The organism is Brevundimonas sp. AVps7 (assembly GCF_058681545.1).
On sequence record NZ_CM178742.1, the window covers coordinates 2,927,019 to 2,953,104 of the forward strand.

The 26,086-nt window shown below is 67.5% G+C and carries 24 protein-coding genes and 1 tRNA gene; 11 read left to right on the plus strand and 14 right to left on the minus strand.

Annotated elements, in window-relative coordinates; translation table 11 throughout:
- Window positions 1–83 precede the first annotated feature (83 nt).
- Window positions 84–578, plus strand: coding sequence for a hypothetical protein (locus ACW17Y_RS14605; protein ID WP_492036399.1), 495 nt, complete (start codon window positions 84–86; stop codon window positions 576–578).
- 22 nt (window positions 579–600) lie between these two features.
- On the plus strand, window positions 601–1,998 hold the full coding sequence (lpdA, locus tag ACW17Y_RS14610) for a dihydrolipoyl dehydrogenase (RefSeq protein ID WP_492036400.1): 1,398 nt from the start codon (window positions 601–603) through the stop codon (window positions 1,996–1,998).
- A 185-nt stretch (window positions 1,999–2,183) separates the two neighbouring features.
- Here lpdA and ACW17Y_RS14615 read toward each other — a convergent pair whose 3' ends face one another.
- Entirely contained in the window at window positions 2,184–3,413 is a 1,230-nt protein-coding gene (locus tag ACW17Y_RS14615) for a PQQ-dependent sugar dehydrogenase (protein ID WP_492036401.1), read from the minus strand.
- Between the two features lie 195 nt (window positions 3,414–3,608).
- Between ACW17Y_RS14615 and ACW17Y_RS14620 the strand changes: the two genes are divergently transcribed.
- Window positions 3,609–3,685, plus strand: a tRNA-Met gene (locus ACW17Y_RS14620).
- Between the two features lie 11 nt (window positions 3,686–3,696).
- On the opposite strand, the gene ACW17Y_RS14625 is transcribed toward ACW17Y_RS14620, so the two are convergent.
- Both ACW17Y_RS14625 and ACW17Y_RS14630 read right to left on the minus strand, forming a co-directional pair.
- Window positions 3,697–4,101: a MarR family transcriptional regulator gene (locus ACW17Y_RS14625; protein ID WP_492036402.1), complete on the minus strand. Its 405-nt coding sequence runs from the start codon at window positions 4,099–4,101 to the stop codon at window positions 3,697–3,699.
- Window positions 4,088–4,438, minus strand: a complete 351-nt coding sequence (locus tag ACW17Y_RS14630) for a hypothetical protein (RefSeq protein WP_492036403.1) — start codon at window positions 4,436–4,438, stop codon at window positions 4,088–4,090. The genes ACW17Y_RS14625 and ACW17Y_RS14630 overlap by 14 nt, the downstream gene beginning before the upstream one ends.
- Before the next feature lie 464 nt (window positions 4,439–4,902).
- On the opposite strand from ACW17Y_RS14630, the gene ACW17Y_RS14635 reads away from it, so the two are divergent.
- Window positions 4,903–5,253 carry a hypothetical protein gene (locus ACW17Y_RS14635; RefSeq protein ID WP_492036404.1) on the plus strand — a complete coding sequence of 117 codons (351 nt, stop codon included), beginning with the start codon at window positions 4,903–4,905 and terminating at the stop codon, window positions 5,251–5,253.
- Here the strand turns inward: ACW17Y_RS14635 and ACW17Y_RS14640 are convergent.
- Window positions 5,250–5,918, minus strand: coding sequence for a TlpA family protein disulfide reductase (locus ACW17Y_RS14640; protein ID WP_492036405.1), 669 nt, complete (start codon window positions 5,916–5,918; stop codon window positions 5,250–5,252). The two genes, ACW17Y_RS14635 and ACW17Y_RS14640, sit on opposite strands and share 4 nt — an antisense overlap.
- A gap of 61 nt (window positions 5,919–5,979) precedes the next feature.
- Here ACW17Y_RS14640 and argH point away from each other — a divergent pair, with 61 nt between their 5' ends.
- From argH to lysA, 3 genes are all read left to right on the plus strand, one after another.
- Entirely contained in the window at window positions 5,980–7,347 is a 1,368-nt protein-coding gene (gene argH, locus ACW17Y_RS14645; protein WP_492038312.1) for an argininosuccinate lyase, read from the plus strand.
- Window positions 7,344–7,583, plus strand: coding sequence for a hypothetical protein (locus tag ACW17Y_RS14650; RefSeq protein ID WP_492036406.1), 240 nt, complete (start codon window positions 7,344–7,346; stop codon window positions 7,581–7,583). The genes argH and ACW17Y_RS14650 overlap by 4 nt, the downstream gene beginning before the upstream one ends.
- 151 nt (window positions 7,584–7,734) lie before the next feature.
- The gene (gene lysA / locus ACW17Y_RS14655; RefSeq protein ID WP_492036407.1) at window positions 7,735–9,012 is read left to right on the plus strand and encodes a diaminopimelate decarboxylase; all 1,278 of its coding nucleotides are present in this window, start codon (window positions 7,735–7,737) and stop codon (window positions 9,010–9,012) included.
- Window positions 9,013–9,192: 180 nt separating this feature from the next.
- On the opposite strand, the gene ACW17Y_RS14660 is transcribed toward lysA, so the two are convergent.
- Window positions 9,193–10,086, minus strand: a complete 894-nt coding sequence (locus tag ACW17Y_RS14660) for an alpha/beta fold hydrolase (protein ID WP_492036408.1) — start codon at window positions 10,084–10,086, stop codon at window positions 9,193–9,195.
- A 110-nt stretch (window positions 10,087–10,196) separates the two neighbouring features.
- Between ACW17Y_RS14660 and ACW17Y_RS14665 the strand changes: the two genes are divergently transcribed.
- On the plus strand, window positions 10,197–10,700 hold the full coding sequence (locus tag ACW17Y_RS14665) for a surface-adhesin E family protein (protein WP_492036409.1): 504 nt from the start codon (window positions 10,197–10,199) through the stop codon (window positions 10,698–10,700).
- Window positions 10,701–10,712: 12 nt separating this feature from the next.
- Here the strand turns inward: ACW17Y_RS14665 and ACW17Y_RS14670 are convergent, their stop codons facing one another.
- The 3 genes from ACW17Y_RS14670 to gyrB form a co-directional block, all read right to left on the minus strand.
- Window positions 10,713–11,522: a hypothetical protein gene (locus tag ACW17Y_RS14670; protein ID WP_492036410.1), complete on the minus strand. Its 810-nt coding sequence runs from the start codon at window positions 11,520–11,522 to the stop codon at window positions 10,713–10,715.
- Window positions 11,516–14,095: a TonB-dependent receptor gene (locus ACW17Y_RS14675; protein ID WP_492036411.1), complete on the minus strand. Its 2,580-nt coding sequence runs from the start codon at window positions 14,093–14,095 to the stop codon at window positions 11,516–11,518. The genes ACW17Y_RS14670 and ACW17Y_RS14675 overlap by 7 nt, the downstream gene beginning before the upstream one ends.
- 201 nt (window positions 14,096–14,296) lie before the next feature.
- Window positions 14,297–16,744: a DNA topoisomerase (ATP-hydrolyzing) subunit B gene (gene gyrB / locus ACW17Y_RS14680; RefSeq protein ID WP_492036412.1), complete on the minus strand. Its 2,448-nt coding sequence runs from the start codon at window positions 16,742–16,744 to the stop codon at window positions 14,297–14,299.
- Between the two features lie 233 nt (window positions 16,745–16,977).
- Here gyrB and ACW17Y_RS14685 point away from each other — a divergent pair, with 233 nt between their 5' ends.
- Complete coding sequence (locus ACW17Y_RS14685) at window positions 16,978–18,201, plus strand: cation:proton antiporter domain-containing protein (protein WP_492036413.1); 1,224 nt, start codon at window positions 16,978–16,980, stop codon at window positions 18,199–18,201.
- Here ACW17Y_RS14685 and recF read toward each other — a convergent pair.
- The 6 genes from recF to ACW17Y_RS14715 all read right to left on the minus strand — a co-directional run bounded on the left by recF (window position 18,198) and on the right by ACW17Y_RS14715 (window position 24,285).
- Window positions 18,198–19,331, minus strand: coding sequence for a DNA replication/repair protein RecF (gene recF, locus ACW17Y_RS14690; RefSeq protein WP_492036414.1), 1,134 nt, complete (start codon window positions 19,329–19,331; stop codon window positions 18,198–18,200). The genes ACW17Y_RS14685 and recF overlap by 4 nt on opposite strands.
- Window positions 19,332–19,356: 25 nt before the next feature.
- The gene (gene dnaN, locus ACW17Y_RS14695) at window positions 19,357–20,475 is read right to left on the minus strand and encodes a DNA polymerase III subunit beta (protein ID WP_492036415.1); all 1,119 of its coding nucleotides are present in this window, start codon (window positions 20,473–20,475) and stop codon (window positions 19,357–19,359) included.
- Window positions 20,476–20,571: 96 nt separating this feature from the next.
- Window positions 20,572–21,369 (minus strand): enoyl-ACP reductase FabI, encoded by a 798-nt coding sequence (locus tag ACW17Y_RS14700; protein ID WP_492038313.1) that lies wholly within the window; start codon window positions 21,367–21,369, stop codon window positions 20,572–20,574.
- A 100-nt stretch (window positions 21,370–21,469) separates the two neighbouring features.
- Window positions 21,470–22,699, minus strand: a complete 1,230-nt coding sequence (gene fabB, locus ACW17Y_RS14705) for a beta-ketoacyl-ACP synthase I (RefSeq protein WP_492036416.1) — start codon at window positions 22,697–22,699, stop codon at window positions 21,470–21,472.
- A 57-nt stretch (window positions 22,700–22,756) separates the two neighbouring features.
- Window positions 22,757–23,290: a 3-hydroxyacyl-[acyl-carrier-protein] dehydratase FabA gene (gene fabA / locus ACW17Y_RS14710; RefSeq protein ID WP_492036417.1), complete on the minus strand. Its 534-nt coding sequence runs from the start codon at window positions 23,288–23,290 to the stop codon at window positions 22,757–22,759.
- Between the two features lie 488 nt (window positions 23,291–23,778).
- On the minus strand, window positions 23,779–24,285 hold the full coding sequence (locus ACW17Y_RS14715; RefSeq protein ID WP_492036418.1) for an SH3 domain-containing protein: 507 nt from the start codon (window positions 24,283–24,285) through the stop codon (window positions 23,779–23,781).
- Between the two features lie 140 nt (window positions 24,286–24,425).
- On the opposite strand from ACW17Y_RS14715, the gene ACW17Y_RS14720 reads away from it, so the two are divergent.
- Window positions 24,426–25,412: a 2-hydroxyacid dehydrogenase gene (locus ACW17Y_RS14720; protein ID WP_492036419.1), complete on the plus strand. Its 987-nt coding sequence runs from the start codon at window positions 24,426–24,428 to the stop codon at window positions 25,410–25,412.
- Between the two features lie 133 nt (window positions 25,413–25,545).
- Window positions 25,546–26,031: a superoxide dismutase gene (locus ACW17Y_RS14725; RefSeq protein ID WP_492036420.1), complete on the plus strand. Its 486-nt coding sequence runs from the start codon at window positions 25,546–25,548 to the stop codon at window positions 26,029–26,031.
- Window positions 26,032–26,086: the final 55 nt, after the last annotated feature.

The window sequence follows — 26,086 nt, forward strand, 5'->3', positions numbered from 1 at the left end:
TGTCAGGGTTCGACAGAGAAAAGCTTTTGCCGTCTCGCTTCGCAGGGCGTTCACTGACCTCTGATCCGCGAAAGGGACAGAGCATGAACCGTATCCTGACGACCTGCGTCGCCGTCGCCTCTGCATTCGTCGCCGCCCCGGCCCTGGCCTGCATGCCGATGCCGTCCAATGCCGGCTATGAGATTTCGGGCTCCCGCGCCGCGTTCGTGGGGCGGGTGATATCGGTTGAGCCCGGCGATCAGGCCGCATGCCTCGCCGACGCCCGCGCTCGCGCCACTGAGAACCTGCCTTATGATCCCGGCGATCGCGGCTGTCAGGCTTTCGGGTTCGCGACGCTGGAACCCGCCTGGATCATCAAGGGGGAAGACGTCGTCACCGGGCCATTCCGCGTCGCCTGGAACCAGACCGAGTTCTGCGCTGTCGGCTGGAAGGCCGAAGTCGGCGCCCTGGCCGTCGCGATGGTCCCCGAAGACGCATCCATCCTACGCGACGGCGCAACAGCCGTTGTCGAGGGCGCACAGCAGGGGGACCTGCTGGTCAAGATTATACTGGAGCTGGTCCGCGAGGTGCAGCCCTGATGACCCCGAGTAACGGCGACGCATGACCCAGACCCTGAAAACCAAAGTCCTGATCATCGGCGCGGGCACCGGCGGCTATGTCGCGGGGATCCGCTGCGGCCAGCTGGGGCTCGACACCGTTCTGGTCGACGGCTCGGCCGGGCTGGGCGGCACCTGCCTCAACGTCGGCTGCATTCCGTCCAAGGCGATCATCCACGCGGCCTCGAAGTTCGAGACCGTGTCCAAGGCCGCCGGCGACGGCACCCTGGGCATCACGGCGTCGGAACCGGCCATCGATCTGTCCAAGACCGTCGCGTGGAAGGACGGCATCGTCCGCAAGCTGAACGGCGGCGTTGCGGCCCTGCTGAAGAAGGCCAAGGTCAAGGTCATCAAGGGCTGGGCGACCTTCCAGGACGCCAAGACCTGTCGCGTCGAGACCGACGACGGGCCGATCACGATCACGGCCGAGCATGTGATCCTGGCGACAGGGTCCGAGCCGGTCGAACTGCCCTTCCTGCCGTTCGGCGGCGACGTCATCTCCTCGACCGAGGCCCTGTCGCTGGACGCGGTGCCGAACAAGCTCGTCGTGGTTGGCGGCGGCTATATCGGGCTGGAGCTGGGCATCGCCTATCGCAAGCTGGGCGCCCAGGTCGCCATCGTCGAGATGGCCGAGCGTATCCTGCCGCTCTACGACAAGGCGCTGACTGATCCGGTCATGAAATGGCTGACCGACCACGGCGTCGAGATGCACCTGGGCGCCCGCGCGGGCGGGTTTGGCGACGGGAAGCTGTCGATCACCACCAAGGACGGTGAGCCTCTGTCGCTGGACGCCGACAAGGTCCTGGTCACCGTCGGCCGCAAACCGCGCACGCAAGGCTGGGGTCTGGAAAACATGGGCGTCGCGATGGCCGGGCCGTTCGTGAAGATCGACGACCGCTGCGCGACCTCGATGAAGAACGTCTGGGCTGTCGGCGACCTGACCGGCGAACCCATGCTGGCCCACAAGGGCTCGGCGCAGGGCGAGGTCGTCGCCGAGATCATCGCGGGTCACGACAAGCGCTTCGACCCCGTGACCATCGCCGCCGTCTGTTTCACCGAGCCGGAGATCGTCTCGGCGGGCCTTGGTCCGCTGGACGTCGCGGGCCGGGACGATGTAATTACCTCGGTCTTCCCGCTGGCCGCCATCGGCCGGGCCCTGGCCATCGAGGCCGGCGAGGATGGCGGCTTCGTCCGGGTGCTGGCGTCGAAGTCGGATCACCGGCTGATCGGGATCCAGGCCGTCGGCCAGCATGTCGCCGAACTGTCCAACAGCTTCGCCCAGATGCTGGAGATGGGGGCGGTGCTCGAGGATGTCGCGGGCGTCATCCACGTCCACCCGACGCTCGGCGAAGCCTTCCACGAGGCGAGCCTGCGCGCGCTGGGGCACGCGATTCATATTTGAGCCCCTCTCCCCTTGCGGGAGAGGGAGACGGCGCACGAGAGCGTAGCGATCGTCCTTGCGCCGGCGGGTGAGGGGTGACGCGGGGCGCTGACCAGTGAGCTCAGCACAACCCCTCACCCTTTCGCGCGAGTCCGCTCGCTGCGCTCCCGGGCGCTCAAGCCCTCTCCCGCAAGGGGAGAGGGAGACTACTCCGCCGCCATTCGCACCAGCTTGCCGTCGTCCTCGTCGGTGATGACCCAGACCGCACCGTCCGGCCCCACGGCCACATCGCGGATCCGTTCGCCCAGGCCGGTCAGCAACCGCTCCTCGCCGACGACACGGTCGCCGTTCAGCACCAGCCGGGTCAGCGACTTGCCGCCCAGTCCGGCGATCAGCAGATTGCCCTGCCAGCCCGGGAACATGGCGCCGGAATAGAAGGTCTGGCCGCCCGGCGCGATGACCGGATCCCAGTAGTAGACGGGCTGCTCCAGACCGGACCGCGCCGTGATCCCCTCATTGATCGGGGCGCCGCGATATTCGACGCCATAGGCGATGATCGGCCAGCCGTAGTTCCTGCCCGCCTCGGGCCGGTTCAGTTCGTCGCCGCCGCGCGTGCCGTGTTCGATGGTCCAGATCGCACCCGTGCCCGGCTGGACGGCGATGCCCTGAACGTTGCGGTGACCCAGGGACCAGATCTCGGGCAGGGCGCCGGCCTGACCGACGAACGGATTGTCCTGCGGGACCGAGCCGTCCGCATTGATGCGGACGACCTTGCCCATATGGCTGTCGAGCTGCTGGGCCTGGGGCCGCATCGGCGCGTCGGAGCGTTCGCCCAGGGTGATGAAGAGATGGCCCGCCGGGTCGAAGGCCAGGGTCGAGCCGAAATGCTTGTCGCCGTCATAGATCGGAAGGGCGCGGAAGATGACCCGCACGTCGCCCACGCTGGTTCCGTCCGCCGAGAGTATGCCCCGCGCAACCGAGGTGGCGTTGCCGCCGTCCCGCGGCTCGGCATAGCTCCAGAAGATGGTGCGGTCGGCGGCGAAGCCGGGCGACAGGGTCACGTCCAGCAGCCCGCCCTGACCCCGCGCATCGACGGCGGGCAGGCCGGTGATCGGTTCCCCGACCTGCCCCGCCGCGCTGACGATCCGCAGACGGCCCGGCCGCTCGGTCACCAGCCAGTTCCCGTCGGGCAGCAGGGCCATGCCCCAGGGATGGACGAGGCCGGACGCGACCACGGCGTGCCTCAGCGTCCCCTGCGTCTGCACGCCGGGCGCGCGGGTCTGGCCGGCGAATGCGGGGGTCTGGGTCGCGCCGTTGGCGGGCCGGGTCTCGACAGGCGCTCCGGGCGCGGCGGTCTGTGCGGTCTGGCCATTGGCCCCGCAGGCGGCAGACATGACGAGCAGCGACGACGTGGCGGCGAGGACGAACGGACGCATGGGAACTCCGGATCTGACGAGGGCGTGACCGCCCTGAAACGGCGCACAAGCTCCGCCGTTCCTGCCCCGGCTTCGACGTGACAGCAAGTCGCAGAACCGGCCCTTCGTTCAACTGACTTGAACCGGAGAGGCGGCGACGATATACGCACGCCTCCCGCGTCATCCGGTTTGCGATCGACGACGGCCCATGGACTGGGCTGGGTAGCTCAGATGGTTAGAGCGGTGGATTCATAACCCACAGGTCGGCGGTTCGATCCCGCCTCCAGCCACCAGTCCAATCCCCCTATCGCCTGACCCTCAGTTCGGCCGGCGCGGCCCGGACGCCGATGGGGCGGGGGCTCTCGATCAGGGCGTCCAGACGCTGGACCAGCTCGATCCCGGCCTCGGTCAGATAGAAGTGTCGCGACACCGCCTCACGCCCGTTGGACGCCATCATGAGCCAGCCTCGCCCCGGCGGACGCGCCCCGGGCTCGTCCGCCTGAAGCAGGGACCGCGACGCACGCGACGCCGTGGCATCGGTCGTCTCCATCAGGACGGCCAGTTCTTTGACCCGCACGCCGGGATTCTCGGCGACATAGAGGAAGGCCAGCATCTCCGAGATGGTGATGTCAGGGGCCAGCTTCTTCAGCAGCACGATGCCGGCGAGCAGGGTGTTGCGCCGCCGGCCGACTGCCTCAGTCATCGACATAGGGCGCGACCACCAGGGCCGGCGCCGGGGCGCGGCGACCGGAGCGGGGCTTCCTGCGCTGGAAGGAGAGGGCTGCAGTCGGGTAGGCGCGCGTCATCATCTCGAACTGACCGCGAACGGCCTCGGACTGGCGCTCGGCGTCTTCAGCGTCCTGGGCATCAATATCGATCGTGATCGTGGCGCGAAGTCGCAGCGTAGTCGCCGGAGTCCGGGCGTCAGGCGTCTTCGCAATCGCAGCAGACGGCGCGACCGGCCCGGCCGCGCGGGCCGCCAGCACGGCCCAGCCGATGCTGGCCTGAATCCATTCCAGCAATTCCGCTCGTACCGGAATGATCATGACGGACCCCATTTTCCCCTGTTCAGCCACGGCGGCAGAACAGGTAGAAATCGTGTTCCCACCATGTCGGAAATCATACTTCGCGGTAAGGTTTGGATACCGCTGTCAGGTTCCGTCAGGATCGGGCACTTTGGAGGTGGAATCTCTCTGGAATCCCCTGCCAGTCGGACCGGAGCCCGGGCGGCCGATGCCTGCCTCAACCCTTGCGCCGATGCGTCGCAGCCTCGGCGCGCCGCCGCCGCCGACGACGCCTGCGCCGGCGCCAGCCCGTGCATCGGCCCGCCAGATCCCAGATCATTGGCGCCCGCCTCACAGCAATCACAAGCCGCCGCCCGGGATCATGATCCCGGGCCTCCCGGTTCAGATATCGACAGTAGACGATTTCATGCGGCACGCACCATGCCGCAACCGATCGTGGTCAACGGCGTTCACGGCAAAGGTTCAACGCCGTTCAAGGGCTCCCCATGACCATCCGTATCCCGTCGCTGCTGGCCGTCTCCGCCATTGCCGTCCTGTCGCTGGGCGCCGCGGCCTGCACCCAGGCCGAACAGGAGAAGACCGAAGCGAATGCCGAGGTCGCCGCCGACAACGCCGAGATCACGGCCTCCGAGGCCGCCGACAAGGCGGGCGAGCTGGCCGCACAGGCGGGCGAGGTGCTCGAGGCGGGCACAATGAAGGCGGCCCAGGCTGTGGAGACCGGCGCCGGCAACGTAGCCGATCGCCTTGAGGCCAATCAGGCCGAGGCCGCCGCCGAAGGCCGCCCGGGCGCCGTCAATCCGAACACCGACCAGCGCGTACCCGCTCCAGCCAACTAGGCCCCGGCGGGGCCTTGCTCCGCCAATACTGCATCGATCAGGGCCTTCGCCTCCGGGCTGTTCCAGTCGGCCTCCCCGGCGAAGGCGGCGCGGATACGCCCCTCACGGTCCAGCAGGATCGTCTGGGGCATCTTGCCCTTGCCCGGGAACTCGAACGGCAGCTGGAATTTCGGATCGCCGTAGAAGGGCAGGGGATCGTGGACGTCGATGAAGCTCTTCGCGTCGGCCACGGGGTCTTCGCCGGTGTCGACATTGATCGGCAGCACCACCAGATCGCCGTCCGGATAGGCCGAGGCCAGAGCCGCAATGGTGGGCATTTCGGTGCGGCAAGGCGCGCACCACATGGCCCACAGATTAACCAGCACCACCTTGCCCCGGAAGTCGGCGAAGCGGACGTCGGCCCCGTCGCGGGTCTTGAAGACATGGTCGGGGGCGGCTTCCAGAGCAGCGGGCGTCTCCAGCGCCGCCAGCGGGCCTGTCGCAAACCGCGAAAGCTCGCTTTTCGCACCCGTATCGGTCAGGGCGGCCATGTCGCCCTTGGCCTCGGGGCTGGAATACCATAGCACCCCACCGATCACGATCGGCACGACGATCATCGCCAGGACGACGGCCACGGCGATCAGCGCCCACCGGGTCTCGACCTTTTGCTTCCGGGGTTCGTCCATGAACGACCGTTCCAGTTCAACTGCACCGACCAAGACCGCGCCGACGCCCGAAGGTCAAGGTATGTGGGGCGGGCGCTTTTCGTCGCGCCCCGCCGACATCATGCAGGCGATCAACGTCTCCATCAGCGTGGACAAGCGGTTGTGGGCGCAGGATCTGCGCGGCTCGCGGGCCCATTGTCGCATGCTGATCGACCGGAAGATCGTCACGGCCGACGACGGCGCGGCGATCCTCGGTGGGCTCGACACGATCCAGGCCGAGATCGAGGCCGGGACCTTCCCCTTCCGCGACGAGTACGAGGACATCCACCTGAACGTGGAGGCCCGTCTGTCCGAGCTGATCGGCGAGCCCTCGGGTCGTCTGCACACGGCCCGCAGCCGCAACGACCAGGTCGCCGTCGACTTCCGCCTGTGGGTTCGGGATGCCTGCGACCGCTCGGTGGAACAGCTGCAGGCCCTGCAGCGCGCCCTGCTGGTGCGCGCCGAACAGCATGCAAGCGACCTGATGCCCGGCTTCACCCATCTGCAGACCGCCCAGCCGGTGACCCTCGGCCACCACCTGATGGCCTATGTCGAGATGGCCGGTCGCGACGCCGGGCGGTTCGCCGACGCCCGCACGCGGATGAACGAGAGCCCGCTGGGCGCCGCCGCGCTTGCCGGATCGCCCTTCCCTATCGACCGTCATGCGACAGCGACCGCGCTCGGTTTCGACCGGCCGATGGCCAACTCGCTGGATTCCGTCTCGGACCGCGACTTCGCGCTGGAGACCCTGGCCGCCGCCTCGATCACGGCGGGCCACCTGTCGCGTCTGGCCGAGGAGATCGTGGTCTGGATGACGCCGATGTTCGGGTTCGTCACCCTGCCCGACGACCTGACCACCGGTTCGTCGATCATGCCGCAGAAGCGCAATCCCGACGCCGCCGAACTGGTCCGGGCCAAGACCGGCCGGATCATGGGTTCGTTCGTCGCCCTGTCCACCGTGATGAAGGGTCTGCCGCTGGCCTATTCCAAGGACATGCAGGAGGACAAGCCGCCGGTGTTCGAGGCCATGGACGCGCTCGATCTGGCCCTGACCGCCATGACGGCGATGGTTTCCGCATTCCGCCCGAACACGGAACGGATGGCCGAAGCCGCAGGCTGGGGCTTCTCGACCGCCACCGACCTGGCCGACTGGCTCGTGCGCGAGGCTGATCTGCCCTTCCGCCAGGCGCACCATGTCACGGGCGCGGCGGTGAAACGGGCGGAGCAGCTGGGCGTGGGTCTGGCGCAACTGCCGCTCGCCGAATTGCAGTCCCTGCATCCCGGCGTCACCGAGGCCGTTTACAAGGTGCTCACGCCTGAGGCTTCCTGCGCCAGCCGCCAGAGCTTCGGGGGAACCGCGCCGGAACAGGTCCGCGCGCGCATCGCCGATTGGAAAGTCCGACTGTCATGACCAGGTCCCTAACCCTCGGCGCCCTCGCCATTCTGTCGATCGCCGCCACCGGCTGCGGTCGTATGGCCGACCTTGAGAGCCCCGCGCCGCGCGAGACCGAACGCGCGCCGCGCGACGCCCGCGCCCCGGCCCTGCCCGACCCGGCGACGATCAACCGTCCGTCCAGCCAGATGCCGATCGACGGCGGCCCCTCCAACCCCATCGGCGGCACCGCCGCCGGTCGCGAGCCTCAATAGTTTCAATCCTCCCCCACCGGGGGAGGGGGACCCCGAAGGGGTGGAGGGGGCCTGCCGCAGACGCCAGCGTGCGCGGCGAGCCCCCTCCGTCCCGTCGCGAAGGCGCGACGCGCCACCTCCCCCGCCGGGGGAGGATTTTCTGGATAGGCCCTTGGATCATTTCGATCTCATCGACGGCGAACTGCACGCTGAACAGGTCGCGCTGACCACACTCGCCGCAACGGTCGGCACCCCGGCCTATGTCTATTCGTCAGCCACCCTGACGCGCCACTATCGCGTGCTGCGCGAGGCGCTGGACGCCCATCCGTCGGTGCTGGGCGACAGTTTGATCGCCTTTGCGGTCAAGTCGAACTCCAACCTGTCGGTGCTGGCGACCCTGGCCCGCCTCGGCTGCGGCGCCGACACCGTGTCCGAGGGCGAGATCCGGCGCGCCCTCAAGGCGGGCATCCCGGCAGACCGCATCATCTTCTCGGGCGTGGGCAAGACCGATGCCGAACTGGCCTTCGCCCTCGAGGTCGGGGTGCGTCAGATCAACGTCGAGAGCGTGCCCGAACTCGACCGGCTGATCGCCATCGCCGAAGCGAAGGGCGCGAAACCCGACATCGCCATCCGGGTGAACCCCAGGATCGGCGCCGGCGGTCACGCCAAGATCACGACAGGCGGAGAGGGCGACAAGTTCGGCGTCCCCGCCGACGAGGCGCTCGACCTCTACGCCCGCGCCGCCGCCAGCCCGCACCTGAACCCCGTCGGCCTCGCCTGTCATATCGGCAGCCAGATCACCGAGCTCAGCCCGCTGGAGGCCGCCTTCGGCCTGTTGCGCAAACTGACCGAGACCCTGCGTCAGCAGGGCCTGCCCGTGACCCGCATCGACCTCGGCGGCGGCCTGGGCGTGCCCTATACCGGCGGGGCGAAGACGGCCTCGCCCGCCGACTACGCCGACATGGTCGCCCGGGTGCTGGACGGTCTGGACGTCGAGGCGGCCTTCGAGCCCGGCCGCCTGCTGGCCGCCAACGCCGGCGTCCTGCTGACGCGCGTGATTCAGGTGACCGAGCGGGCCGACGGTCGCCGCTTCCTGGTGCTCGACGCAGCCATGAACGACCTGATGCGCCCGGCCATGTACGACGCCTTCCATGAGGTGAAGCCGGTCATCCCGCGCGAGGGCGAGGCCGTCGTCTACGACATCGTCGGCCCCGTCTGCGAGACCGGAGACACATTCGCCCGCGGCCGTTCCCTGCCCCCGATCCAGGCCGGCGACCTCGTCGTCTTCACAGGCGCCGGCGCCTATGGTGCGGTAATGTCGAGCGAGTATAACTCCCGCCCGCTGGTTCCCGAGGTGCTGGTCGACGGGGAGCGCTGGGCCATCGTTCGGGCGCGTCCGTCGTATGAAGAAATGCTGGCGCGCGAGACGACAGCGGACTGGCTGGCTTAGTCGCCTAGCGCTTTCTTGTAAGGACCAGAAACAAGGCGAACGCGCCGCACAGCGCCAAGCCAGAAGCTAGGGTCTGAAAGGGCGTGAACTCATAGGCCGTGGCGACCGCGGCGATAGCGACCCCGCAGACAACCAGAATGGCCACGTGGACCCAGTTCGTGTTCCTCAAGTCCATGCCCGCTACCCCAGAAACCGATCCACCGCCGCCAGGAACCGCGTCGGCTGGTCGATCATAACCATATGCTCGGCGCCCTCGATCCGCTCGAAACGGGCAGGCCTCGGCAGGTTGCGGTAGCCGGCGGCAAACAGGGCGTCGAGGTGGGCGCGGGGGCTGCGGTCGTCGGCGCTCCAGCCATAGACCACGGTCACCGGCGCGGCGATGTCGGGCAGGCGGCTGCGCAGGTCCGTGGTCATGACCTCGTAGATTCCTTGGGCCAGCACCTGACGGTCGCCGCCCTGCCAGCCGAGCGTCCCGAACACACTGTCCGCCGCCCCGCCCAGCTGGTCGCCAAGCGCCGTACCCTGCGTCCGCAGAGCCTCATCGCCGAGGAACAGCAGGGCCTGATAGGCGATCCGGGCCAGGGGCTCGACGTCCCCGACCGTGGCGCCGGGGCTGATCAGGGAGGGGAAGAAGGGCGTCGCATCGACCACCATGACCCGGCCGACCTGCGCTCCGCGCCTGTCCCGCCCCGCGTCGGCGGCCGCCCTCAGCGCCACCAGCCCACCCATCGAATGGCCGATGATCGCCGGCCGCTCCAGCCCCTGCGCGGCAATATAGCGGCGCAGCTCAGCCGCCACCGGCGCGACGAGGGCTCCGTCCGTATTGGCTCCTGCCGGGACGTTGCCGAAGCCCCGGATTGAAACGAGGTGCACCCTGTATCGGTCATCGAGCCGGTTCGCGGTCCGCGCCCAGACGTCGCTTGTGGAGGCCAGTCCGGGGATCAGGATCACGTCCGGCCCCTCGCCCCGCGTCGTGACCACCATCCGGTCGGACCGGAACGCCGGGCTCGACTGCGCCTGGACGGCGGCCGGAAGGACGATCAGGGCGAGGGTCAGGATGAGGGCGCGCAGCATGTCAGGACCCTGAACGGCGAAATGGGCAAAGGGTTGACCGGTCGACCCTTGATCTTCGCTCTGCAACGGCGCGAAATATGGCAGACAAGTGACCGTCTGGGGAGGCGACTATGACTATCCGGAAACATGCGATCGCGACCGCCATGGTAATGTTGTGGGCCGCTGCGGCGCAGGCACAGACGGCGCCGCCTCAGGAAGAGGTTCTGGGCGGCACTGCCGAGCCGGTGCAGGAATCGACCGGACCCGAATGGTGGGCCTTCTCTCGCGCCGAGGCGAAACACTATCTGATCGACGTCAACAGCGTGGTCCGGACCGGCGACGAGCTGACGGTCATGGTGGCCCGCGTGCCCAAGGACACCCCCGCAGGGGACTATTCTCACACGGTCGACCAGTTCGGCATCCGCTGCAACGGCCGCCAGTCGCACGTCGTGACTTCGAGCGACGCCTTCGAGGACGGCGTGCCCGAGGAGGCCTACGACACCGATGAACCGTGGGAATCGATCGCCCCCGACAGTTTCGACGACGCCATTCGCGAGATCAGCTGCGACGACATGCGCCCGCAGCCGCCGTCCTATGCGAGCGTGAAGGCCTATATCGACGCCGGCCGACCCTAGGGTCCGTGAGCTCTACGGCAGCGACGGGAGCGGGGGCACGCGGCTGGCGACCATGGCGCCGCCCGTCTCGTCGCGCTGGATCGACCAGATCACCCGGCTGTCGCCCGCGTCCCAGTCGATGGCCTGACCACCCGTCGGCATGGCGACGGTGGCGACATGTCGGAGCGTCGACCCGCCCTGCGGCAGGGCCATGACATAGACCTCGGGCCTGTCGTGGCCGCTGACATACAGCAGGCCGTCTGCGTTCCAGGCGGCGCCCGAGATGCTCTTGGGCGCGATCCGGTCCAGCACGGTCCGGGGGAACAACCAGGCCTCCTGGCGCTGGAAATTCTCGTCCAGCCTCATCAGGACGGTCCAGCTGTGATCGCGGCCGGGATTGCCGCCCCGATCGTCATAGTTGGCGAAGACCGCCCACCAGGACCCGCCGTGCCGGTCCAGCACGGTCAACGACCCGCCCATGTCCGGCCCCAGGGAGACGGTTCGCCTGTGGGTCAGTGTCCCGGCGTCGAACACCTCGACCGAACTGGACATCGGCGTGGACGGATAGTTTGAGGCGGCGCAGACGAGGTCGGCATCCACCCGGGCGCAGCTGTTGATATGCGGGAAAAGCGCCGGATCGCCCTGCCATCCGGCGGTTCGTTCGCCTGTCTCCAGGGCGTATCTGGCGATGGTGTTGTTGTCGACGGCATACACAGATGCGGCGTCGACGGCGACGCCCTGGTCCGCCTCCGGCGCGGCGATCCGACGCATCTCGACTGCCGTCAGGGCCGGCGCGGGACCGGTCGCCTGGAGCAGCAGGGCGAGACCCGCAGCAATCACCATTTGACCGTCATGCCCGCATTGAAGACCCGGCCATAGCGCTCGTTCTGGGTGATCCAGTCCTCGTGCCCGCCCTGATACTGACGGGTCGGTTCGTCGGTCAGGTTCTGGGCCTCGAAGAAGATCGAGGCGTTGTCGGTGACGGCGAAGGTGGCCTTGGCGTCCAGGCGGCGAAGCTCGTCGTTGTACTGGTCCGTCGTCGTGTCCGCCCCGAGAGCCAGCAGCGCAGAGCCGGTGCTGTGATAGGCGATGGAGGCCTCCACCGGTCCGTACTGGTAGAAGATCTGCACTCCATACAGGGTATCGGACTGTTCGGGGAAGCTGACGCCCGACCGGCCCGGCAGGTCCAGACTACCGTCGATCAGCGTCAGGTTGGCGTCGACGCCCAGACCCGACCACAGGCCCGGCAGGAAGTCGAACTGCTGGCGCCAGGCCAGCTCCAGCCCGTACAGATCGGCTGAGTCGGCGTTGTCCTTCTGGCTGAACGTCAGGGTGCGATAGTTACGGCCGCCGAAGACGACCCCGCGCCGGGTCTCGCTGCGGGTATAGATCGGATTGTCGATGGCCTTGGCGAAAACACCGGCGGACAGCAGGCCGCCGGGCGCGAAATACCATTCCGCCGAGGCGTCGAAGGCGTCCGCGCGATAAGGGTCCAACTGGGCGTTGCCCATCGACAGCCCGCCGTCGAATGTGCCGTCGCCGTTGTCGACGAAAGTGTTCGTGCCGCCGGGGCTGAGGTCCAGATAGTTGGGACGACCCAAGCTGCGGCTGTAGGCCAGGCGCACGACCACGTCCTCGTTCGGCTCCCACCGCGCGATCAGGCTCGGCAGCCAGTCGGTGTAGCTTTGCGATTCAGACGCCGGGACCACGCTGGTTCCGTTCACCAGCCGGAAGCCCGTGATGTCGAGTTCGGTCTGTTCGACGCGAAGGCCCGGAGTGAAGGTCCAGCCTCCGACCGTGATGTCGGCGGTCAGATAGGCGGCGGCGACGTCCTCGCCCACGTCCGTATCGGCCAGGGTCGCATTGGCCAGGGTGCTGGCCGTGTTGCGCACAAAGAACGGCCCGGCCAGATTGGCGCGCGTATAGGCGATCAGCCCCTGGGCCGACAGCGTAGGATTGATCGTATAGAGCCGGCCATCGCGCGGCTCGACCGTCACGGATGGGCCGACAAGCGAGGGATCGACCGACAGGACGAAACGAGTCGCCGCAGTCGCGCCGCGGTCCCAGATGGCGTTGCCGGAGTCGAAACTCTTGTCCGTCGACCGGTACTTCAGACCCAGCGATAGCTCTGCGCCGTCGAACATATCCAGCGGACGCCGCGCGTCGAACCGGGCCGAGACGATGTCCTCATCGCCGTTCTCGTCCTGCTCGGCGTACTGGCGGAAGCCCAGCATGGCGGCGGTGACCGGCGTGCGCGGGGTCGCCGTGAACAACTCGTCGGTGAAGTCGAAATCCACCGTGCCTGGCGAGGCGCGGAACTGCCACAGCTGGTTGGGCTCGATCACCTCATTGTGGGCGCCGGCGATTCCGTAGTCCAGCGTCCAGTCCTGGAGTTGGGTGCGTCCTCCGGCCTGGACCGACAGGACTGACTTCTCCTTGTACTCCAGGCGCAGGTCCTGGCGGATTTCGGTGGCGCCCGTCGTCGTGCCGCTCAGGCCATCAGAATTCAACCGCACCGCACCGGCGGTCCGCAGGGCGGGGGTGGCGAAATCCAGGCGATAGCGCTGGCGATACTCGTCCTCGGTGAAACGGCTGTAGAGGGCGCGCAGGAACAGCGACGTAGGCCCGTCCGGGCGCCAGTCCAGCGAGGCGATGGCCCCGATCCGCTCGCGCGTCAGGCGATAGTCGGTGAACTTGACGTTGATCGGCAGGGCGCCTCGGGCCGCGCCCGTGAAGGGCGTCCAGTCGTCAGGATACAGGCCGGCGCTGGCGAACTCGCGATCCGAATAGCTGGCGCCGACCATCACGCCAAAGTCGCCGAACCGGCCGCCCAGGCTGACGTCGCCCCGGATTGGCGATTCTTCATTCAGAGTCTGATAGCCGGCCTGGGCCGAAACCTGGAAGAACCGGTCGCTGCGGAAGTCAAAGGCGGTCTGGGTCACCAGATTGATGTTGCCGCCGATGCCCTGGCCGTCCTGACCGGCGGTCTTGACCTTGGCCACCTCAACCCGATTCAGAAGCTGGCCCGAGACGATGTCCAGCGGCAGGCGGCGGGTGTTGCCATCCGGATTGCCGATCTCGAACCCGTTGATCGTGTAGTTGTTCAGGTCCGACGGCACGCCGCGCACCGAGACGTAGCGGCCCTCGCCCTGGTCATACTGGACGCCGACGCCGGGCAGGCGCTCGATCACCTCGGCGACGTTGCGGTCAGGAAGGTTGCCGATCTCGTCGGCGGCGGCGACGCTGGTCAGGCCGGTGGCCGCGCGTTGCCGGTCGATGGCCCGCTGCTGCGTCGCCCTCTGGCCGGTGACCACCACCTCTTCGACAGTCGTGGCCTCGGATTGCTGCTGGGCCAGGCCCGGCGTGGAAACGAAAAGGGCCAGAACGGACACGCCGGCCGACAAAACAGTGCGCATGAAGACATCCCCCGATGATGGGGGGCTGCTAGGCCAATGCCGCGTCGGCCTCGCGACGAAACCGTGAATGGGCGATAAGCATTCAAAGACCGGAGAACGACCGACGCTCAGGACCCGGACGATGCCTCCATAGTCCTTGAGTGATCCTGATCAGGCGGCGCCCCCGGGGCCTCTCCGAAATGTCGCGGTCAGAGGTCGACGTCAGACGTCGACGGCGGCGTCCAGGGCGTTTTCCTGGATGAACTCGCGGCGCGGCTCGACCACGTCGCCCATCAGCTTGGCGAACAGGTCGTCGGCGTCGTCGGCGTGGTCGACCTGCACGCGCAGCAGGGTGCGGGCGTTGACGTCAAGCGTGGTCTCCCACAGTTGCTCGGGGTTCATTTCGCCCAGACCCTTGTAGCGCTGGATCGACAGGCCCTTCTTGCCCGCGTCGAGCACGGCGTTCAGCAGGTCGAGCGGCCCCCGGATCGTCGTCGACTTGTCCTTGCGCCGATAGGTCGCCGGGGCCGTGAACAGTCCCTCGAACGCGACAGCCCGTTCGGCCAGACGACGGGCGTCCAGCGAGCGGATCAGCGCCTCTTCCAGCACGATCGTCTCCTGCACCGCGCGACGCGAGCGGGTGAAGACCACCGCGCCCTGCTCTCCGGGCTCGCCCGTCCACGCCCCGTCGCCTTCTTCGGCATACAGGTTCAGGCGCGCGGCAGCCGCGGCGGACACCGCCGCCATGTCGGCGTCGTCGGCGAACAGACCGGCCAGGGCCGCCTGTTCGATGGCGAAGGCCGGAGCACGCTGGCTCAAACGATCGACACTGGCGCTGCAGGCCTTGGCCTCACGCACCAGCGACTGCAGGTCCAGACCCATCCGGCGCTCACCGTTCGACAGGTCCAGTTCGGCCTCGGAAGATCCTTCCTCAATGAGGTAGGAATCCATCTCAGACTGGTCTTTCAGGTAGCGGCTCTGCTTGCCCTTGGCGACTTTGTAGAGCGGCGGCTGGGCGATGTAGACGTGGCCGCGCGTGATCAGCTCAGGCATCTGACGATAGAAGAAGGTCAGCAGCAGGGTGCGGATGTGGGCGCCGTCGACGTCGGCGTCGGCCATCAGGATGATCTTGTGATAGCGCAGCTTGTCGGCGTCGAAGTCGTCGCGCCCGATGCCGGTGCCGAGCGCCAGGATCAGGGTCCCGATCAGTTCGGACGACAGCATCCGGTCGAACCGGGCCCGCTCGACGTTGAGGATCTTGCCCCGTAGCGGAAGCACCGCCTGGTTCTCGCGATTGCGCGCCTGTTTGGCCGATCCGCCGGCGGAATCGCCCTCGACGATGAACAGTTCGGACTTGGCCGGGTCGCGTTCCTGACAGTCGGCCAGCTTGCCGGGCAGGCTGGAGATATCGAGGGCCGACTTGCGCCGCGTCAGGTCGCGCGCCTTGCGGGCCGCTTCACGCGCGGAGGCCGCTTCGATGATCTTCGCGACGACCATCTTGGCCTCGACCGGATGCTCTTCGAACCATTGCGACAGACCTTCGGAGCACAGCCCCTCGACCGCCGGACGCACCTCGGACGAGACCAGCTTGTCCTTGGTCTGGGAGCTGAATTTCGGGTCCGGCACCTTGACCGACAGCACGCAGGTCAGGCCTTCGCGGGCGTCCTCGCCGGTCGGAGCGACCTTTTCCTTCTTCAGGGCGCCCGAGGATTCCATATAGGCCCCCATCACCTTGGTCAGGCTGGTGCGGAAGGCCGAGAGGTGGGTGCCGCCATCCCGCTGGGGGATGTTGTTGGTGAAGCACAACATGGTCTCGTGGTAGGAATCGTTCCACCAGAGGGCGAGGTCGATCTCGATATTGTCCTTCTTGCCGCGAATGACGATGACGTCTTTCAGGATCGGCGTCTTGGACTTGTCCAGGTGGCGCACGAAGGCCTCAACGCCGCCCTCGTAGTGCAGCATGATCTCGACGGGCTCGGGATGGCGATTGTCGGCCAGCTTGATGACCACGCCCGAGTTCAGGAAGGCCAACTCGCGCAGGCGATGCTCGAGCGTCTTCAGATCGAAGTCGATATGGGCGAAGGTCGTGATCGACGGATAGAAGGTCACCTGGGTGCCGCTCAGAACCTTTCCGTTCTCGCGCACCGGCGCCTCGCCCGTGACCTTCAGGCTCTCGACCGTGTCGCCGCGCTCGAACTTCATCTCGTGGCGCTGGCCGTTCCTGAAGATGACCAGTTTCAGCCAGTCGGACAGGGCGTTGACCACCGACACGCCCACGCCGTGCAGACCGCCGGAGACCTTGTAGGAGTTCTGGTCGAATTTCCCGCCGGCATGCAGCTGGGTCATGATGACCTCGGCCGCCGACACGCCTTCCTCGGCGTGGATATCGACCGGGATGCCGCGCCCGTTGTCGGTCACGGTGACCGAGCCGTCGGCGTTCAGGATCACCTCGACCAGGTCGGCGTGACCGGCCAGAGCCTCGTCGATGGCGTTGTCGACGACCTCGTACACCATGTGGTGCAGGCCGGAGCCGTCGTCGGTATCGCCGATATACATGCCGGGGCGTTTGCGCACCGCATCCAGGCCCTTGAGAACCTTGATGGATTCTGCGCCGTAGGCGGCCTCTTCAGCCGTGTCTTCGGTGCGGGCGCTCAGGGGTTCGTCGGTCATTCATTCGTCCGGAGACGCGGGCGTCGCGGACCGCGCCATGCGCCGTCCAGCCCGCAAAGATATGTCATTCGCCGGACGACCGATTCAGGCCGTCCGGATGCAGGGTTTATATAGGAATTCGCAGGCGAAAAGCGAGCGATCAGGGCGTTTTGCCGCCTTGTCCCGCGATGCTTGAGACCCAATATGTAGCGTTCACCGATCGAGAGACACCCAAGCCCTATCCAGGAGCGCCGATGCCGCATGCCGACAGCCTGATTTCCACTCTTGTCGGCGGCTTCGTGCTGGCCTTCGTTTTCGGAATGCTGGCCAATCGGCTGAAGCTGTCGCCGCTTGTCGGCTATCTGGTGGCGGGCATTGTCGTCGGCCCCCACACAGCCGGGTTCGTGGCCGACACGACCCTCGCGCCCCAGTTGGCGGAGATCGGCGTCATCCTGTTGATGTTCGGCGTCGGTCTGCATTTCTCGCCCGCCGACCTGATGAAGGTCCGCAAGGTCGCCATTCCGGGAGCCCTTGTGCAGATCGCCTCTGCGACGGTGCTCGGCTGGGCGCTGGGCCGTTTCGCGATGGGCATGTCGGACATGGAGGGCCTTCTGATGGGCTTCGCCCTGTCCGTCGCCTCCACCGTCGTCCTGATGCGGGCGCTGGAGGAACGGCGTCAGAACAAGGGCGAGGTTGGGCGCATCGCCGTCGGCTGGCTGATCGTCGAAGACCTCGTGATCGTTATCGCCCTGGTCATGCTGCCGATGATCATCGTGCAGGACGGGGCGGCGTTCGATCCGTCCGCACTGGCGCTCAACATCAGCTGGACCCTGTTGAAGGTAGCAGGCTTCGTGGTCGCCATGCTGTTCGTCGGCGGCAAGGTCCTGCCCTGGATCCTGGTGCGGATCGCCCATACCCGGTCGCGTGAACTGTTCACCCTCGGCGTCCTGGCCATTGCGCTCGGCATCGCCTGGGTGGCCTATCAGCTGTTCCACTCCTTCGCCCTCGGCGCCTTCCTGGCCGGGCTGGTGCTGAACGGCACGCCACTGGGTCACAATGCGGCGGAGCGGTCCCTGCCGCTGCGCGATGCCTTCGCAGTGCTGTTCTTTGTCTCGGTCGGCATGCTGTTCGACCCCATGATCCTCGTCGAGCGGCCGCTGTCGGTGCTGGGCGTGCTCGGGATCGTCATCGTCGGCAAGACCATCGCGGCGCTGGCCATCACCCATATGTTCGGACTCGACCGCGCCACCGGCCTGACGGTCGGCGCCAGCCTGGCCCAGGTCGGCGAGTTCTCGTTCATTCTGGCCGCGCTCGGGGTCTCGCTGGGGGCGTTGCGACAGGAGACCCACGACCTGATCCTGGCCGCCGCCCTGCTGTCGATCTCGCTGAACCCCTTCGTCTTCGCCTTCATGGACCGGATGGGCGGCAAGCCGCCGAACCCGCGCAAGGAAGGCGAGGCCAATCCGGCGACGGCCTAGGTCGGCGTCAGCGCCCCGCCCTCGACCCGCACGAATGCCGCCCGTCCGACCAGAGGCTCGAACAGCGCCGCCTCCGTCCCGGTCATGAAGGCCTGCAGACCCAGGGCCGTAATCTCGTCGAACAGGGCCGCCCGCCGCCCGGCGTCCAGATGCGCCGGGGCCTCGTCCAGCAACAGGATGGGCGCCGCCCCGCCTCCGGCCAGCCGGCCGACCTGGGCCAGGATCAGGTTCAGGACCAGGGCCTTCTGCTCTCCCGAAGACCCCTCCGCCGCCGGACGGTTCTTCTCCCGGTGAAGGGCCGTCAGATCAGCCCGATGCGGTCCGAACAACGACCGCCCCGCCGCCCCGTCCCGATTCCGCGCCCGCGCCATCCCCTCGCGGATCCACCCTGCCAGCGCCTCTTCGTCTTCGCCGCCCTCGGCCAGCCGCTCGGTCTCCCCGACCAGGGCCAGGTCCGCCTGCGGGAAGGGCCGTTCCGACCTGGCGTCGATCGCCGCCTGAAGCACCGTCAGCGCACGCGCCCGCGCCGTCGCCGCCCGCGCCCCGGTCTCCGCCAGTCGAGCTTCCAGCGCATCGAGCCACAGAGGATCGGCTTCCCGCCCCTCGGCTCCGTCGATCAACAGTCGCAACCGCTCGCGCAGCGCCTTCTCGTATCCCGCCACCGCCGCCGCATGGCCGGGGTCAGCGGCGAACACCAGCCGGTCGAAAAACTTCAACCGCTCGGCCCGCGCATCGGCGAACAACCGATCCTGCTCCGGCGTCGCCCAGACCGGCCGCAGATAGTCGAGCAGCCGTCCTGGCTGGGCCGTCTCGCCGTCGATCCGCACCATCCGCCGCCCGGCCCCGGCGACCTGGACCCCGGTCCCCAGCCGGACCTCGTCGCCGTCCGCGCCGTCCAGGGTCAGAGCCACCGCCCAGGCCCGCCCTCCGACCTCGCCGGGCTCGCGCCGCCCCATCTCCTGCGCCGTCGCGGACCGCAGCCCCCGGCCCGGCGTGAACAGGCTCAAGGCCTCCAGCAGATTGGTCTTGCCCGCCCCGTTCGGCCCATGCAGCACCACCGCCCCCGCCGGAAGGGGCAGGGTCGCGGAGGCGTAGGACCGGAAGTCGGTGAGGGTGAGAGAGGTGATCACGAGGGGCGAACCCGCCGCCCCGGGCTTAAACCCGCAGCGGCATCAGCACGTACTGGACGCCCGGATCGCCCGGATCGAGCACGAGCGTGGGCGAGGCAGGGTCGGCGAACATGAAGGTCGCGTTCTCGCCGGTGATCTGGCCGGCGACGTCCAGCAGGTAGCGGGCGTTGAAGCCGATCTCGAATGGAGCCTCGGAGTAGCCGATCTCGACCTCCTCGACGCCCTGACCGGCCTCCATGTTGCGAACAGTCAGGGTGACGCGGTCCAGTTCGAAGGCCAGTTTCACCGACCGGCTCTTCTCGGCCGAGATGGTGGCGACGCGGTCGACGGCCGAGGCGAAGACGGCGTTGTCGATATCGGCCTGTTTGTCGTTCCCCTTGGGGATGACGCGCATGTAGTCCGGGAAGGCGCCGTCGATGACCTTTGACGTCAGGGAGGCCTGGCCGAACTCGAAACGGATTTTCTGAGGGCTGACCTGGATCTCGACCGGGCCGGAGCCGTCGTCGAGCAGGCGACGGACCTGATCGATGGTCTTGCGCGGCACGATCACTCCGGGACCGCCCGCCGCGCCTTCCGGCGCCGGGGTCTCGGCCAGGGCCAGACGGTGGCCGTCGGTGGCGACGGCGCGCAGTAGCGGGATGCCGCCCTCCGCCACTGTGTGGAGGTAAAGGCCGTTCAGATAGTAGCGGGTCTCTTCGGTCGAGACGGCGAAGCGGGTCTTGTCGATCAGACGCGCCAGATCTTCCTTCATCAGGGTGAAGCGCGTGCCGGAATTCTCGGTCGACATGACGGGGAAGTCCCCTGCCGGCAGGACCGGCAGGTTGAACTTGGACCGGCCCGCCTGGACCGTCAGGCGCGGATCGTCGCCGTTGTAGATCAGGGCGACCTCGGCCCCGTCCGGCAGCTTGCGCACGATCTCGTAGAGGGTGTGGGCGGGAGCCGTGATCTGGCCCTCGACCTGGACAGTCGCCTCGGCCTCATCGACCATCTCCATGTCGAGATCGGTGGCGGCGAAGCTCAGCTTGTCGCGGCCCGCCGACAGCAGGACATTGGACAGGATCGGAATGGTGTTCCGACGCTCGACCACGCTCTGAACGTGGCCGAGGGCCTTCAGGAGCGCGGAACGTTCGATGGTCAGTTGCATGTCGTCTCAGGGCCCGGGGCGAGGCGGAATCAGCCGTCGCCTAAACTTGCTTGGTTCCGGACACTAAAGGATTGCTCGCCGCTAGCAACCGGGAGGTCAGGCTTCCTCGTCCCCGGCCAGACCCATCATGTGGAAGCCCGCGTCGACGTGGATGACTTCGCCCGTGGTGGAGAAGCCGAGGTCCGAGCACAGCCACAGGGCGGCGCCGGCGACGCCCTCCATCGAGGTGTCCTCCTTCATCGCCGACATCGCCCGGCCCTGGGCGATCATGCCCCGGCCGCCCGAGATGCCCGCCAACGACAGGGTGCGCATGGCGCCGGCCGAGATGGCATTGACGCGGATGCCGCGCGGACCCAGGTCGCGGGCGATATAGCGGGTCGCCGCCTCCAGCGCCGCCTTGGCCACGCCCATGGTGTTGTAGTTGGGGATAGCCCGCTCGGAGCCCAGGTAGGTCATGGTGATCATCGAGCCGCCGTTCGGCATGATCTTCGACGCACGCCGCGCCACATCGACGAAGCTGAAGCAGGAGATGTTCATGGCCAGCAGGAAGCTGTCGCGGCTGGTGTTGTCGATGAACGATCCCTTGAGCTCGTCCTTGTTGGCGAAGGCGACCGAGTGGACGACGAAGTCGATCGTGCCGAACTCGGCTTCCAGCTGTTCGAAGGCGGCGTCCATCGAAGCGTCGTCTGTGACGTCGGCCTGGATCAGCAGTCTGGCGCCGACGCTCTCGGCCAGCGGACGCACGCGGCGTTCCAGCCCCTCGCCCATATAGGTGAAGGCCAGTTCGGCGCCCTGCGCCGCCAGCTGGGAGGCGATGCCCCAGGCGATGGAGTTGGCGTTCGCGACCCCCATGACCAGGCCCTTCTTGCCCTTCATGAGTTCGCCTGCGGGCATGTTCCAGCTGGATTCACCGGCCATGGAAAAGTCTCCTCTTTGGTGGCCTACGCTCGCAACGCGGTTGCTCGCTGCTTGAGGCCGATCATATTTCGGTAGGTCAGACCTTCGAGAAGATCACCGTCCCGTTGGTGCCGCCGAAGCCGAAGCTGTTGGACATGACCGTGGTCAGTTCGCCGTCCCAGCGTTTGCGCAGGATCGGCATGCCCTCGAACTGGGGATCCAGGTTTTCGATGTGGGCGCTTTCCGAGGCGAAGCCGTTCTGGAGCATCAGCAGGGAGTAGATCGCCTCCTGGGCCCCGGCGGCGCCCAGAGAGTGACCCGTCAGCGACTTGGTCGAGGAGATCATCGGCATGTCGGCGCCGAAGACGGTGCGGATCGCTTCCATCTCCTTGGAATCGCCGACCGGCGTCGAGGTGCCGTGCGGGTTCAGGTAGTCGATCTTTCGCCCGCCGGCCTCGGCCATGGCGATCTTCATGCAGCGCTGGGCGCCCTCGCCCGAGGGGGCGACCATGTCGTAGCCGTCCGCGTTGGCGCCGTAGCCGACGACCTCGGCATAGATTTTCGCGCCGCGCGCTTTCGCCCGCTCGTACTCTTCCAGAACCACGATGCCGGCGCCGCCGGCGATGACGAAGCCGTCGCGGGCCGCGTCATAGGCGCGGGAGGCCACCGAAGGGGTCTCGTTGAAGTTGGAGGACATGGCGCCCATCGCGTCGAACATGTTCGACATGGACCAGTCGATGTCCTCGCAGCCGCCGGCGAAGACCACGTCCTGCTTGCCCCACTGGATCTGTTCGGCGCCCGCGCCGATGCAGTGAACGCTGGTCGCGCAGGCCGAGGAGATCGAATAGTTGATGCCGCGCATCTCGAACCAGGTCGACAGGACCGCCGAGGGGCCGGACGCCATGGCCTTGGGCACGGCGAACGGGCCGATGCGCTTGGGCGCGCCCTTCTCGATCGTGGTCTGGGCCGCCTGCAGGATGACCTGGGTCGAGGGGCCGCCCTCGCCCACGATCAGGCCGATGCGGTCGTCCTTGATTTCTTCCGGCGTCATGCCGGAATCCTTCAGGGCTTCCTCGAAGGCGATGTGGCCCCAGGCGGTGCCGTTGGCGAGGAAACGCGCGGCGCGACGGTCGACCAGCGGAGCCCAGTCCTCGGCGGTCACGCCCAGCGACGGCGGAGCCCAGACCTGGGAGCGGAAGCCGTATTTGATGTGATCGGGGGCCGAGACCACGCCCGACCTGGCACTGCGCAGGGAGGCCGTGACCTCCTCCTGGCCCGTGCCGATAGAGGAGACGATGCCCAGACCCGTGACGACGACACGCCGCATAAGAGTTTCCTTCTCTTGTCAGTCTTGTCCGCGTTGGCCGCGGTTATTGTGTGATGGTCAGGCGCCGGTGGCGGTTTCGCCCGCCTGGAACAGGCCGACGCGCATGTCCGTAGCCGTATAGATAGGCACGCCGTCGGCTTCCATCACCCCGTCGGCGATTCCCATGACGAGACGACGGTTGATGACCCGCTTCAGGGTGATCTTGTAGGTGACCTTCTTCACGTCCGGCTGGACCTGGCCGGTGAACTTGACCTCGCCGACGCCCAGGGCGCGACCACGGCCGGGACCGCCGATCCAGCCCAGGTAGAAGCCGACCAGTTGCCACATCGCGTCCAGACCCAGACAGCCCGGCATGACCGGGTCGCCGATAAAGTGGCACTGGAAGAACCAGAGGTCGGGATGGATATCCAGCTCGGCCTCGACATAGCCCTTGCCGTGCTCGCCGCCGTCGCCGTTGATCTCGGTGATCCGGTCGAACATCAGCATCGGCGGGGCCGGAAGCTGGGCGTTGCCCGGCCCGAACAGCTCGCCCCGGCCCGAGGCCAGAAGGGCGGCGTGGTCGAACGACGACGGATATTTCGAGGCGGTCAAGGCGGTTGCTGCTCCGTGGTGTTGCGCCGGGGTTACACGAGGGGAGCGGGCGGCTCAACCGTGGAAGGGGGGCAAGCCTGGCTGTGGCGAGGCGGCCGCGGAGCGGGAGACTCCGAAATTCGAGTCTAGATAGTCCACAGAGTCCACGTCGAAGGCGAGGGGTTCGGCGGCGATGTCAAAGACCGGAGACAGTGTCGCACGGTTTCGGAGGGCGCCGGACATAAAGCCATGTTTTCGCGACGCGCTCTGAATTTGAAAGCGAATTCGGGCGATGTGTTGATGGGTATGGCCTGTTTTCCTTCTCCCCTTGCGGGAGAAGGTGGCCGAGCGAAGCGAGGTCGGATGAGGGGTGACTCCGAGTCCAGCCAGTGAGAAATTTGTCAGCCCACACCTTCGAGAACGTGAGTCACCCCTCACCCGCCCGCGCCAGGACGATCGCTTCGCTCTCGTGCGCGGCCTCCCTCTCCCGCAAGGGGAGAGGGCCGCAATCAGTCCGCCTCCCCCGCCGGACGCGAGGCGTCGCAGAGAGGTTGATCGCCGGCGCCGAAGATGGAGGCTTCCGCCACCCAGCCCTTCAGTTTGCGGGCGCGGACCTCGCACCAGCCGTCCTTGCAGTCGTCCAGGGCGACCACGGAGCGGGGCGAAAACCGCGCCTTTACGGCCGCGTCTTCGGAACGGCCCGTGCGGATCGGGACCTCCTCGACCGAGGCGTTGAACGCGCCGCGACGCGCCGAGACCACGCTGCGGTGAACCCAGGCGATGGAGCCTTCGGGGTCGCAGATCTTTCGCCATTCGCGCGTTTCGGCGATCACCTGAACCGGCAGACCGGCGGCGCGGTATTCCCAGAGGATGCGGTAGTCGAGGCCCGGGCCGGTGCGGGCGCGCACTTCCGAGGACTTCAGGGTCAGCCAGCGCGGCACCTCGAGCCCCGTCGGGGTGGGACGGCCGTCGGGCATGGTGGCGCTGGCTCCGGCGAAGATCGCCAGGCCCAGCATCGCTCCGACGCCGCAGAGGCGACGCGAGAGGCTTTGGAAGCGGCTGCGAGACTTGCTAGACCCGAACTTGCTAGTCACTGGCATCGACCCGTCGCACACGGGCCTGCCCGTGTGGCGCCCGTGAATAACCCAAGGTCACTATGTCCAGCCCCAGGCTTAAGGTCGTCTTAACCAGAAGATTGCCCGACGCGGTCGAGACGCGCATGCGCGAGCTGTTCGACGCCGAACTGAACCTGAAAGACATCCCGATGGACCGGGCGGGGCTGGAGGCCGCTGTCCAGCGCGCCGACATCCTGGTCCCCACCATCACCGACGAGATCGACGCCTCCCTGATCGCCGCGGCCGGGCCGCAGCTGAAGATGATCGCCAACTTCGGCGCGGGCGTGGATCACATCGACATCGACGCGGCGGTGGCGCGACAGATCATCATCACCAATACGCCGGGCGTCCTGACCGAGGACACCGCCGACCTGGCCATGAGCCTGATCCTGGCCGTCAGCCGCCGGATCGTGGAAGGCGCCCAGGTCGTCGCCGCGGGCAAGTTCGAGGGCTGGACCCCGACCTGGATGTGCGGGCGCAAACTGTGGGGCAAGCGCCTCGGCATCGTCGGCATGGGCCGGATCGGACAGGCCCTGGCCCGGCGGGCGAAGGCCTTCGGGATGCAGGTCCACTATCATAACCGCAAGGCCGTCAGCCCCCGGATCGAGGAAGAGCTGGGCGCGACATACTGGGACGATCTGGACCAGATGCTGGCGCGGATGGACGTCATCTCGCTGAACTGCCCGGCGACGAAGGAGACGCATCACCTGTTGTCCGCCCAGCGTCTGGGCCTGCTTCAGCCCCATGCGATCCTGATCAATACGGCGCGGGGCGAACTGATCGACGAGGCGGCCCTGTCGGACGCGGTGGCGCGGCGCGCGCTGTCGGGCGTGGGCCTGGATGTCTATGAGAACGAGCCGGCGATCCATCCCGGTCTGATCGGGCTTCCGAACGTGGTGTTGTTGCCCCACCTGGGTTCGGCGACCCTGGAGGCGCGTCAGGACATGGGCGACCGGGTGATCCTGAACGTGATGACCTTCCAGAACGGTCACCGTCCCCCGGATCGTGTCATTCCCGCGATGCTGTGAAGGCCGGAATCCAGCGTGATGCGGCCGAACGAGGCAGAGCGAAGGTCATTCAGAGGCAGTGAAACAATCCGTAACGCGCCGGGTTAGTTTGACCAGCGGGCGCTCTTGTCCCGTGTCATCAAGCGACAGAAACATGATCCGCAAGACCGTTCTTCTGGCCGGCGTCGCCGCCGCACTTTTGACCGCCGCCCCGGCCTTCGCCCAGGACGCACCCGTTGCGCCCCCGGCTGCCGAGGCGCAGACGCAGGGTTCGATCCAGCTTCAGCCCGGCTCCAGCGTCAAGGGTTCGGATGGGGCCGTGCTCGGCACCCTCGAGGGCGTACAGAGCAACGCGGCCGGCGAACAGGAACTGACGGTCCGGGGCGCTGACGGCGATCTGCGCGGCGTGCCGCTGGGCGGCCTGACCCAGCAGGGCGCCGACGTCGTGGTCGGCATCAGCTCGGCCGAGTTCAGCACCGCTCCGGTCGTGGAAGAGGCCGCGCCGGCCACCACCGACGGCATGGCGCCGACCCCGAGCGACCCGAGCGCCAACCCCGCACCGGTCCCGGGCGAGCCCGAAGCCAAGCCCGAGCCCTCAACGGAGCCGGATGGCTCGACCCCGCCGATGCCCCAGGGCTAGGACGTCAGAGCAACGCAACAAAAAGGGGCGGCCCGTCGGGCCGCCCCTTTCTTGT

Excerpts from the sequence above, each read along its gene's own strand:
- ACW17Y_RS14605 (WP_492036399.1), top strand. The coding sequence starts at position 84 with ATGAACCGTATCCTGACGACCTGCGTCGCCGTCGCCTCTGCATTCGTC.
- lpdA (WP_492036400.1), top strand. The coding sequence starts at position 601 with ATGACCCAGACCCTGAAAACCAAAGTCCTGATCATCGGCGCGGGCACC.
- ACW17Y_RS14615 (WP_492036401.1), bottom strand. The coding sequence starts at position 3,413 with ATGCGTCCGTTCGTCCTCGCCGCCACGTCGTCGCTGCTCGTCATGTCT.
- ACW17Y_RS14625 (WP_492036402.1), bottom strand. The coding sequence starts at position 4,101 with ATGTCGATGACTGAGGCAGTCGGCCGGCGGCGCAACACCCTGCTCGCC.
- ACW17Y_RS14630 (WP_492036403.1), bottom strand. The coding sequence starts at position 4,438 with ATGATCATTCCGGTACGAGCGGAATTGCTGGAATGGATTCAGGCCAGC.
- ACW17Y_RS14635 (WP_492036404.1), top strand. The coding sequence starts at position 4,903 with ATGACCATCCGTATCCCGTCGCTGCTGGCCGTCTCCGCCATTGCCGTC.
- ACW17Y_RS14640 (WP_492036405.1), bottom strand. The coding sequence starts at position 5,918 with ATGGACGAACCCCGGAAGCAAAAGGTCGAGACCCGGTGGGCGCTGATC.
- argH (WP_492038312.1), top strand. The coding sequence starts at position 5,980 with ATGTGGGGCGGGCGCTTTTCGTCGCGCCCCGCCGACATCATGCAGGCG.
- ACW17Y_RS14650 (WP_492036406.1), top strand. The coding sequence starts at position 7,344 with ATGACCAGGTCCCTAACCCTCGGCGCCCTCGCCATTCTGTCGATCGCC.
- ACW17Y_RS14660 (WP_492036408.1), bottom strand. The coding sequence starts at position 10,086 with ATGCTGCGCGCCCTCATCCTGACCCTCGCCCTGATCGTCCTTCCGGCC.
- ACW17Y_RS14665 (WP_492036409.1), top strand. The coding sequence starts at position 10,197 with ATGACTATCCGGAAACATGCGATCGCGACCGCCATGGTAATGTTGTGG.
- ACW17Y_RS14670 (WP_492036410.1), bottom strand. The coding sequence starts at position 11,522 with ATGGTGATTGCTGCGGGTCTCGCCCTGCTGCTCCAGGCGACCGGTCCC.
- ACW17Y_RS14675 (WP_492036411.1), bottom strand. The coding sequence starts at position 14,095 with ATGCGCACTGTTTTGTCGGCCGGCGTGTCCGTTCTGGCCCTTTTCGTT.
- gyrB (WP_492036412.1), bottom strand. The coding sequence starts at position 16,744 with ATGACCGACGAACCCCTGAGCGCCCGCACCGAAGACACGGCTGAAGAG.
- ACW17Y_RS14685 (WP_492036413.1), top strand. The coding sequence starts at position 16,978 with ATGCCGCATGCCGACAGCCTGATTTCCACTCTTGTCGGCGGCTTCGTG.
- dnaN (WP_492036415.1), bottom strand. The coding sequence starts at position 20,475 with ATGCAACTGACCATCGAACGTTCCGCGCTCCTGAAGGCCCTCGGCCAC.
- ACW17Y_RS14700 (WP_492038313.1), bottom strand. The coding sequence starts at position 21,369 with ATGCCCGCAGGCGAACTCATGAAGGGCAAGAAGGGCCTGGTCATGGGG.
- fabB (WP_492036416.1), bottom strand. The coding sequence starts at position 22,699 with ATGCGGCGTGTCGTCGTCACGGGTCTGGGCATCGTCTCCTCTATCGGC.
- ACW17Y_RS14715 (WP_492036418.1), bottom strand. The coding sequence starts at position 24,285 with ATGCTGGGCCTGGCGATCTTCGCCGGAGCCAGCGCCACCATGCCCGAC.
- ACW17Y_RS14720 (WP_492036419.1), top strand. The coding sequence starts at position 24,426 with ATGTCCAGCCCCAGGCTTAAGGTCGTCTTAACCAGAAGATTGCCCGAC.
- ACW17Y_RS14725 (WP_492036420.1), top strand. The coding sequence starts at position 25,546 with ATGATCCGCAAGACCGTTCTTCTGGCCGGCGTCGCCGCCGCACTTTTG.